General features: G+C 35.5%; 7 protein-coding genes. 2 read left to right on the top strand and 5 right to left on the bottom strand.

Annotated elements, in window-relative coordinates; genetic code table 11:
* Positions 1 to 301: 301 nt before the first annotated feature.
* The gene (locus B9N71_RS08865; protein ID WP_034911286.1) at positions 302 to 553 is read left to right on the top strand and encodes a YfhL family 4Fe-4S dicluster ferredoxin; all 252 of its coding nucleotides are present in this window, start codon (positions 302 to 304) and stop codon (positions 551 to 553) included.
* A gap of 1 nt (position 554) precedes the next feature.
* Here the strand turns inward: B9N71_RS08865 and ispH are convergent, their stop codons facing one another.
* From ispH to folE, 5 genes are all read right to left on the bottom strand, one after another.
* Complete coding sequence (ispH, locus tag B9N71_RS08860) at positions 555 to 1,502, bottom strand: 4-hydroxy-3-methylbut-2-enyl diphosphate reductase (RefSeq protein ID WP_085165608.1); 948 nt, start codon at positions 1,500 to 1,502, stop codon at positions 555 to 557.
* Position 1,503: 1 nt separating this feature from the next.
* Positions 1,504 to 1,989: a signal peptidase II gene (gene lspA / locus B9N71_RS08855; protein WP_202961547.1), complete on the bottom strand. Its 486-nt coding sequence runs from the start codon at positions 1,987 to 1,989 to the stop codon at positions 1,504 to 1,506.
* 90 nt (positions 1,990 to 2,079) lie between these two features.
* Positions 2,080 to 4,887, bottom strand: a complete 2,808-nt coding sequence (ileS, locus tag B9N71_RS08850; RefSeq protein ID WP_085165606.1) for an isoleucine--tRNA ligase — start codon at positions 4,885 to 4,887, stop codon at positions 2,080 to 2,082.
* Between the two features lie 30 nt (positions 4,888 to 4,917).
* Positions 4,918 to 5,862: a bifunctional riboflavin kinase/FAD synthetase gene (gene ribF, locus B9N71_RS08845; protein WP_085165604.1), complete on the bottom strand. Its 945-nt coding sequence runs from the start codon at positions 5,860 to 5,862 to the stop codon at positions 4,918 to 4,920.
* A gap of 179 nt (positions 5,863 to 6,041) precedes the next feature.
* Positions 6,042 to 6,701: a GTP cyclohydrolase I FolE gene (folE, locus tag B9N71_RS08840; protein WP_034911276.1), complete on the bottom strand. Its 660-nt coding sequence runs from the start codon at positions 6,699 to 6,701 to the stop codon at positions 6,042 to 6,044.
* Between the two features lie 202 nt (positions 6,702 to 6,903).
* Here folE and polA point away from each other — a divergent pair, with 202 nt between their 5' ends.
* A complete protein-coding gene (gene polA, locus B9N71_RS08835) occupies positions 6,904 to 9,675 on the top strand; it encodes a DNA polymerase I (protein ID WP_085165603.1) in 2,772 nt (923 codons plus the stop codon).
* Positions 9,676 to 9,864: the final 189 nt, after the last annotated feature.

Here is a 9,864-nt window from a genome sequence, read left to right as displayed (position 1 = left end):
TCTTTCCCTACACGACGCTCTTCCGATCTTGATTTAATCGTACCTATCGTACAAAATTATTGAATTTATATCTATTTAATAATCTAGAGGCAAACAAGGATAGTAACTGAAGAATGATTAGCCATCTATAACAGTGAAAGACTTCATGTTGAATATAAATACGAAAACAAGCAGTATGATTTTCTAAAATTTTTTGCAAAGATTGAACTACTCAATAAGCGATAATGCGATCTTTATTCGGATTTATTGGTGATTACGCTATAATGGCGCTAATTTTTTAATTAGTAAAGTTAGAATAGCAATGGCGTTAAAAATAACCAATAAGTGTATTAATTGTGACATGTGTGAGCCTGAGTGCCCAAATGAGGCAATCTCAATGGGGTTTGATACTTATGAAATTGATCCCAATAAATGTACAGAATGTGTCGGTTATTATGATCATTCGACTTGTCAGCGAGTCTGCCCTATTCAAAATGCTATTATTGCGGATCCTGAACATATTGAAACAAAAGAAGAGTTATTAGTAAAATTTGAGGGACTTAAGTCTTCTTAAATCAGGTTGATTTAATGTCAATTCGAAGTTCTTTTGGAATTTCAAAAGTGATATTTTCTAAAATGCCATCTGTTTCAATAAGCGATGTGCAACCTAAGCTTTTTAAATGATCAATCACCTGTTGTACTAAAATCTCAGGCGCAGAAGCACCTGCTGTTACGCCGATTGTATGTGCGTTTATTAACCACTCTTTTTGGATGTCAGATGCAAAATCAATTAAATAAGCTTGTTTGCTGTTTCGCCTTGCTAGCTCGGCTAGGCGATTTGAATTAGACGAATTTTTAGAACCTACGACTAAAACAATGTCTGCGCGTGATGATAACTGTTTCACTGCTTGCTGGCGATTGGTTGTGGCATAGCAGATATCATTTTTGCGTGGGCTGCGAATATTAGGAAAACGTTTTTTTAAAGCATCTATAATTTGAGCCGTATCATCAACGGATAAAGTTGTTTGAGTGGTAAAGCAAAGATTATTTTCGTTTTTTACCTGTAGCTTTTTTACATCATCAATTGATTCGATTAAATAAATGCCACCTTCGGGATTGTTATATTGTCCCATTGTACCATCTACTTCAATATGCCCAGCATGGCCGATTAAAATAACCTCTTCACCACGATAACTCGATCTAGCCACTTCCATATGTACTTTGGTTACAAGTGGGCAAGTGGCATCAAAAACACGGAGTTTATGTTGTTTGGCTTCCTCACGGATAGCTTTAGACACCCCATGCGCTGAAAAGATAAGAATTGAGTTATCGGGTACTTCGCTAATATCTTCAATGAAAATTGCCCCTAATTCTTTTAGGCGATTAACGACATAGCGATTGTGTACTACTTCGTGACGGACATAAACTGGTGCGCCAAACAATTCTAGTGCACGTTCAACAATTGTGATAGCACGATCAACACCAGCGCAAAAACCGCGAGGATTGGCCAAAATAATTTGCATACTATACAGTCTTCTTTGGTTTTTTATAATTACTGAAAATAAATAGTCCAATACCAACGCAGATTGCACAGTCAGCAATATTAAAAGTTGGATAGTGCCAGTCACCAAAATTGACATCTAAAAAGTCAATCACAAATCCATGATAAAGACGATCAAATAAATTACCTAATGCACCGCCTAAAATCATTGATAACGACAAGTTCTCTAATTTTTGTTGGCAAGTGTTGCGGTATAACATGCGTACTATCACGGCACTGATAATTAAAGCGATAGCAGCAAGCATCATACGTTGCCCTTCAAAAATGCTAAAGGCAGCGCCAATATTGCGTACATAAGTGATAGAGAAGAATGGCAAAAGATTCACTGATTCAAATAGCGAGAAATTATTTATAATCCAAAATTTACTTGCGATATCAATGATAAAAACAATGATTGCAAATAATAACCAGTAAAGTCCATTATCTTTTTTCATATAGTTTGTGCTCATTATTATGTTTCCGCCGACAATCGTCGGCGGAAAAGGTACTAGATTGCTTAAGGGATTGGCATAGCTCCATTTAATTTACTAAATAGGTTGCTATGCGAAATGCCTTACCTCGCCTTTGCCGTGAATGTTTTCTTCACAACGCTTACATAAATGTGATGTTGGCTCATTATCGACGGTATAGTGCCAACAACGAGGGCATTTATCACCTTGTGCTTTAGCGAGTTCAATTTTTAGTCCTTGAATATCGCTTTGCACTGCATTTTCTGGTGCTTCTTGTAATGGTTTTACGCTAGCTTGTGATGTTAGTAATACAAAGCGTAATTCGTTTTCTAATTTAGCTAATGTTGCTGCAATATCTTTATCAGCATAAAGCGTAACAGCAGCTTCAAGTGCACCACCAATCACTTTATCATTACGACCTTGTTCAAGCACTTTATTCACTTCGCTACGAATGGCTAAAATCTGAGCCCAATATTCGCTATTTAATGCTTCGCTTTCTGGCAATGTAAATAGTGCTGTATACCACTCATCTTCAAAAACAAATTCTTGTTTATCAGCCATTGGCAGATATTGCCAAATTTCATCAGCAGTGAATGATAAAATAGGTGCAATCCAACGAACCATTGCTTGCGCAATATGATATAAAGCAGTTTGGCAACTGTGACGGGCAATACTATCACTTTTTGCTGTGTATTGGCGATCTTTAATAATATCTAAATAGAATGATCCCATTTCGATTGAGCAAAATTGCATAATACGTTGTACGACTTTATGGAAATCATAATTTTCATAAGCCTGAATAATTTGTTCTTGTGCTTCTTTTGCCATACTAACTGCCCAGCGATCAAGAATAACCATATCTTCTTGTTTTACCATATCTTTAGCTGGATCAAATCCATTTAAATTTGCCAGTAAAAAACGTGCGGTATTACGAATACGGCGATAACTATCGGCAGCTCGTTTGATAATTTCTTCCGAATAACTCATTTCGCCTGAATAATCGGTCGATGCAATCCATAGGCGTAAAATATCAGCCCCAAGTTTGTTCATCACTTCTTGTGGTGTCACAATATTACCTAGTGACTTAGACATTTTACGGCCTTGACCGTCAACCACAAAACCATGTGTTAATACTTGTTTATAAGGGGCTTTATTATCAATTGCTGTTGATAACATTAATGAAGACATAAACCAACCACGATGTTGATCTGAACCTTCTAAATAAAGTTCTGCATCATGTCCTTCAAATTCAGGGCGTGCACGCACAACAGAAGAGAATGTTGATCCTGAGTCAAACCAAACATCTAACGTATCAGGTACTTTACGATAATCATCAGCATCAGGACCTAAAAGATCTTTAATATCAGCATCCCACCAAGCTTGAATGCCATCTTTTTCAACTAACTGTGCAACTTTTTCAACTAATGCTAGTGTATCTGGATGAAGTTCTTCGGTCTCTTTGTGAACAAACAACGTCATAGGTACACCCCATGTGCGTTGGCGAGAAATGCACCAATCAGGGCGATTAGTAACCATGGTTTCAATGCGTGCTTGTCCCCAATCAGGGATCCAACGAACTTGTTTAATTTCTTTTAATGATTGTGTTCGCAGACCTTGTTTATCCATGCTAATAAACCATTGTGGTGTAGCACGATAAATAACCGGTGTTTTATGACGCCAACAACATGGATAGCTATGTTCAATATTTTCAAAGTGTAATAGTGCGTTATGTTCTTTTAACATTTCAACGACAACTTTATTCGCTTTGAACACAAATAACCCATCGAGACCAGCGCCCGTTCCAGGCAAGTAACAACCATTACCACCAACTGGATTTGCCACTTCAAGACCATATTTTTGACCGACCATAAAGTCTTCTGTACCATGTCCTGGTGCGGTATGCACAGCTCCTGTACCTGCATCAATTGTAACGTGTTCGCCAAGTACAACTGGTTCATCAAAATCAAGGAATGGGTGTTTAAAACGTAACAACTCAAGAGCATTACCTTGGCAGCTACCTAATACTTTCCATTGGTCGATATTGGCACGTTGCATCACAGACTCAACTAAATCAGTTGCTAAAATTAAGCACTCTTTATCATTAATTTGAACAAGTTGATATTCAAAATCAGCATTTAAAGCTATCCCTCGGCTAGCTGGTAATGTCCAAGGCGTGGTTGTCCAGATAACAGCATAAATGGTTAAATCAGTATTGATACCAAATTTATTTGCTACGGCTTGATTATCAACAGCTTTAAATTTCACATCAATTGCTGGCGATGATTTATCATAATATTCAACTTCTGCTTCGGCTAAAGATGACATACAATCGGTACACCAATAAACAGGTTTAGCGCCTTTAACTAAATGACCGTTTTTTATCACTCTACCTAACGCACGGATAATATTCGCTTCGGTATTGTAGTCCATTGTACGGTAAGGGTTTTGCCAATCACCTAGTACGCCCATACGGATAAAATCAGCTTTTTGTAGTTCAACTTGTGAAGCGGCATAATCGCGGCAAATTTGACGAAACTCAGCAGGTGTTACTTTTACACCTGGTTTTCCTACTTGCTCTTCAACTTTTTGTTCAATCGGTAAGCCATGACAATCCCATCCTGGAATATAAGGGGAATTATAACCGCTTAACCCTTTTGATTTGATAATAATATCTTTAAGGATTTTATTAACGGCGTGACCAATATGTAGTTTTCCGTTTGCATAAGGAGGGCCATCATGCAGAATAAAGTTTTTTTTACCTTTTTTGGCCGAGCGAATTTTGCGATAAAGTTCTTTATCGTACCAATTTTGTAACATTGCTGGTTCGCGTTTAGCAAGATCTCCTCGCATTGGGAATCCAGTTTCCGGTAGATTCAATGTATTTTTATAGTCTGTCATGCTGATTTATTCCAGTTAAATGTGTTGATACTACTTTTTATTGGTTAATTTTGCACTGATCTTTTTCGCAGTGCAAATATCTTGTGTAATTTGTTGTTTTAATTCTGCTAATGAGTCAAATTTTTTCTCATCGCGTAATTTTTTGATGAACGTTATGTCTAAATATTGTCCATATATATTACTCGAAAAGTCAAAAAGATTTACTTCAAGTATTGCGGTTTTTCCATTAATAGTTGGTCTTATCCCAATATTGGCAATACCGTGATAATGCTGATTATTGCAGATATTTTTGACTTTAACAAAATAGACTCCTTGTAGTGCAGGCTTTTTTCGATGTAAGTGAATATTTGCTGTTGGAAATCCCAATTCCCTTGCTAAAGCATTGCCATGGACTACGCGACCTTGAATTGTATAATCACGGCCTAATAGACAATGAGCCAATTCAAAATCACTATTCAAAAGTGCTTGGCGAATAGCAGTACTACTTATACGAAAATTATTCCAAACAAATGTTGGTATGCTTTCTACTACAAAATCATGATTTCGCGAATATTGTTGTAGAAGGTTGATATCCCCTTTACGTTCAAATCCGAACCGAAAATCATCACCAATTGTAATGTATTTAGCTTGTAGCTTATTGATCAACCAATCTTGAATAAAATGATCGGCAGACATATTGGCAAAAGTTTGGGTAAATGGAATAGCAATAATATAGTCGATACCTAATTTTTCAATAAAAATAACTTTTTCATGAAATGAAGTTAAACGTGACGGCGCATTATCTTGGGCAAAAAACTCTAGTGGTTGCGGCTCAAATAACATCACAACAGTGGGAAGATTGAGTTTTTTACCTTGTTTAATAATATGGTTAATTAATTGTTGATGTCCTAAATGCACGCCATCAAAATTTCCCAAGGTTAGAACACATTGAGAAAACTGATTTTTTAGATTAGTTATACCACGGATAATCTTCATGAAAACAATGTTATTTATATTAAGTAACCAAGAATTATACCAATCTTTCTTGAAGATGCACGCAATATAAAGTTAGATTTTGTCGCTTTTCTTCAAGCATTTTCACTGTTTGAGATAAAATGCTAAGTGACTCGGTCATACTTTAAACTGTTGTGATTCAAACATACCCATTTATAAAATTAATAATGGTTTAGTGCTCGCAAAAATTCTTGCCTTGTGCTTGGGTTTGTTTTAAACCCACCTCCGAGGGCAGTTGTTGTTGTAATACTATTGGAGTCTTTAATGCCTCGGGCTTTAACGCAATAATGGGTTGCATCAATAGAAACCGCTACATTAACCGTACCTAGTAGTGTTTGTAGTGCCACTAAAATTTGTTGTGTTAATCTTTCTTGTACTTGAGGGCGTTGGGAAAAAAAAGTTACAATTCGATTAATTTTCGATAAACCAATGACTTTATCTTTGGGAATATAAGAAACCGTTGCTTTACCGTCTATTGTGACAAAATGGTGTTCACAGACACTAGTTAGTGTAATATCGCGAACCGTTATCATTTCATCAACTTGCATTTTATTTTCGATTAACGTAATTTTTGGAAAATTTTCGTAATAAAGACCAGAAAAAATCTCATCAACATACATTTTCGACACGCGGTGAGGAGTTTGTGCAAGGCTATCATCAGATAGATCAAGTTCCATTAGCTTCATAATTTCACGAAAATGCGACTCGATTTTTGCTTTACGCTCATTATTATCTATAACTAGACGGCATAATGGTGTTTCAAGATTTTTAGCTGCAAGGGCTTCTTTGACTTTTTGCGCGGCAGGGCTTAATTGTGTCATTTATTACATACTCAAGCGAAAATGAATGCGTTATTATATAACACTCATTGCGCAATATACAGTTGTTTACACATGATTTTATACTGAAACATAGTGTTACCTGAAACTTTTTTACATTATATTGTTGACTTGGTAAGAATATTATTGCCAATTAGGTGTTATACTATCAGCCATTAAATTAAATAATGTTTAGGTAACCATAATGCCAAATAATACACCGATTATTTTAATTGATGGATCATCTTATCTTTATCGTGCTTTTTTTGCTTGTCCACCATTAACCAATGCTAAAGGTGAGCCTACAGGCGCTATTTTTGGTGTGGTTAATATGGTTCGTAGTTTAATTAATCAGTACAATCCTACACATATTGCCGTGGTTTTTGATGCAAAAGGAGGATCATTTCGCAATGAGCTTTATAATGAATATAAAGCCACGCGAGATGAAATGCCTGAAAATCTTCGTCCGCAAATCGAACCTATTCATACTATTTTGAAAGCCATGGGATTACCATTACTTTGTATTGAAGGTGTTGAAGCAGATGATGTAATTGGTACATTAGCAAGACAGGCTGAGAGGGAGAATCTAGAAGTATTAATCAGTACTGGTGATAAAGATATGGCACAGCTAGTGAGCGATAGAATTACATTGATTAATACGATGAATAATACCCAATTAGATTCACAAGGGGTAATAAAGAAATTTGGTGTTCCGCCAGAAAAAATTATTGATTATTTAGCTTTAAGAGGCGATTCGTCTGATAATATTCCTGGCGTACCAGGTATAGGTGAAAAGACAGCACAAAGTTTGTTATCTGAATTTGATGGTGTAGAAGATATTTATAATCGGTTAGACGATATTGAAAAATTGAAGATCCGAGGCGCTAAATCTTTAAAACAGAAATTGATTGATAATCAAAATGATGCCGATCTTTCTTATTTACTTGCAACAATCAAAACTGATGTTAAGTTAGATTTTTCCAATGAACAATTATTGGTAGGTGATATTGATGTTAAGGCTCTAGTTGAATTATTTAATTATTATGGTTTTCATCGTTGGCAAAAAGAATTAATGGCTGGTACTTTTTTAAATCAGCAGAAAAATCAAGTTATAGAAGGTGATGATAATTACTTCATTCAAGAAGAACAAACAACAACACAAAAAAGAGAGACTGATTACCAGTGTATATTAACTGAAAAGCAATTAGATGAATGGATCACAAAATTAACAAATAGCGGACTATTTGCTTTTGATACTGAAACAGATAATGTTGATCACGTGCATGCTAAATTAGTTGGTATATCATTAAGTGTTGAACCTCATCAAGCGGCTTATATACCACTTTCTCATCAGTATTTAGGTGTTCCTAAACAATTACCACTAGATGATGTATTAGCTAAATTAAAACCAATATTTGAAAATCCAGAAATCAAAAAAATTGCCCAAAATGCAAAATTTGATTACAGCGTGCTAGCAAATTATGGCATAACCATACAAGGGATTGCGTTTGATACTATGATTGAATCTTATGTATTAAATAGTACTGACCGTCATGATATGGATAGTTTGGCCAATCGTTATTTGGATCATAAAACCATTACTTATGATGAATTAACTAAATTTGATAAAATTCAGGTTACTATTGATAATATTGATGTGGAAAAAACCACACAATATGCTGCTGAAGATGCTGATGTTACCTTACAATTGCATAATAAATTATGGCCAGATCTTGAAAAAGATGAAAAATTAAAAGCTCTATTCACAGATATTGAAATGCCTCTCACCACTTTGATAGCAGAAATGGAACGAACAGGCGTTTTGATTGATGTCAAGTTATTAAATAAACATTCTAGTGAATTGAGAAAGAAATTAAACGAAATTCAAGAAACGTTACAATTGTTGGCAGGTGAAAAATTTAATCCAGCATCACCTAAACAGATTCAAGCTCTTTTATTTGATAAACATCAATTACCAGTTCTCAAAAAGACACCAAAGGGCGAACCATCAACCAGTGAAGATGTTTTGAGTGAGCTAGCTAATCAATACGAATTGCCACGCATGATCTTGCTTTATCGTAGTTTAGCTAAGTTAAAAAATACCTATACCGATAAATTGCCATTGATGGTTAGTCCTATCGATCATCGTATTCATACCAATTATAATCAAATTGGTACTGTAACTGGGCGATTGTCTTCAAATGAGCCAAATTTACAACATATCCCAGTGCGAAATGAAGAAGGGCGACGAATTCGCCAAGCTTTTATTGCACCAAAGGGATATAAAATTATTTCGGCAGACTACTCGCAAATTGAATTACGGATCATGGCGCATCTATCACAAGATAAAAGTTTACTTTATGCTTTTTCTCATGATAAAGACATTCACCGTGTTACGGCTAGTGAAATTTTGGGTAAAACTGAATCTGAAGTGACTTCTGAAGAGCGAAGACGTGCAAAAGCGGTTAACTTTGGATTAATTTACGGTATGAGCGCCTTTGGTTTATCCAAACAAATTAATATTGCGCGTAAAGAAGCTCAGTTTTATATCGATCGTTATTTTGAGCGCTATCCAGGTGTTCAAGCGTATATGGACCAAATTCGCCAACAAGCTGCTGAACAAGGTTATGTTGAAACCCTATCTGGTCGACGTTTATATCTTCCTAAAATAAAATCAGGAAGTGGTATTGAACGACGCGGTGCTGAGCGTGCTGCCATTAATGCTCCAATGCAAGGTACAGCGGCTGATATTATTAAAACAGCAATGATTAAGGTAAGCGAATGGATAAAAAGCTTGCCTGTAGGTAATATTAGAATGGTTATGCAAGTACACGATGAGTTAGTATTTGAAGTAAAAGAAGAATTAGTTGAGCAATATAAAGCCCAAATAAAATCGATCATGGAAAATTGTTACCAACTATCTATACCATTAAAGGTGGATGTAGGTGTGGGTGATAATTGGGATGAAGCACATTAATCATACTAAATTCGTACTAAATAATTCAGCCTTATCTGTCTAGTTAAGGCTGATATTATACTTAAACGTATACTTTCCTGAAACTTTTTAACAAGTTAAATTAACCTGTTAACTATAATGGAACTATTGCCGAAACCTTTCGGCGTGTTAGAATAAGCAACTAAATTGAATCGATACAAACATATTATT

Source organism: Gilliamella bombi (genome assembly GCF_900103255.1).
Taxonomy (GTDB): domain Bacteria; phylum Pseudomonadota; class Gammaproteobacteria; order Enterobacterales; family Orbaceae; genus Gilliamella; species Gilliamella bombi.
The sequence above is the reverse complement of the archived record's forward strand: the minus strand, read 5'-3'. Positions and strand labels throughout refer to the sequence as shown.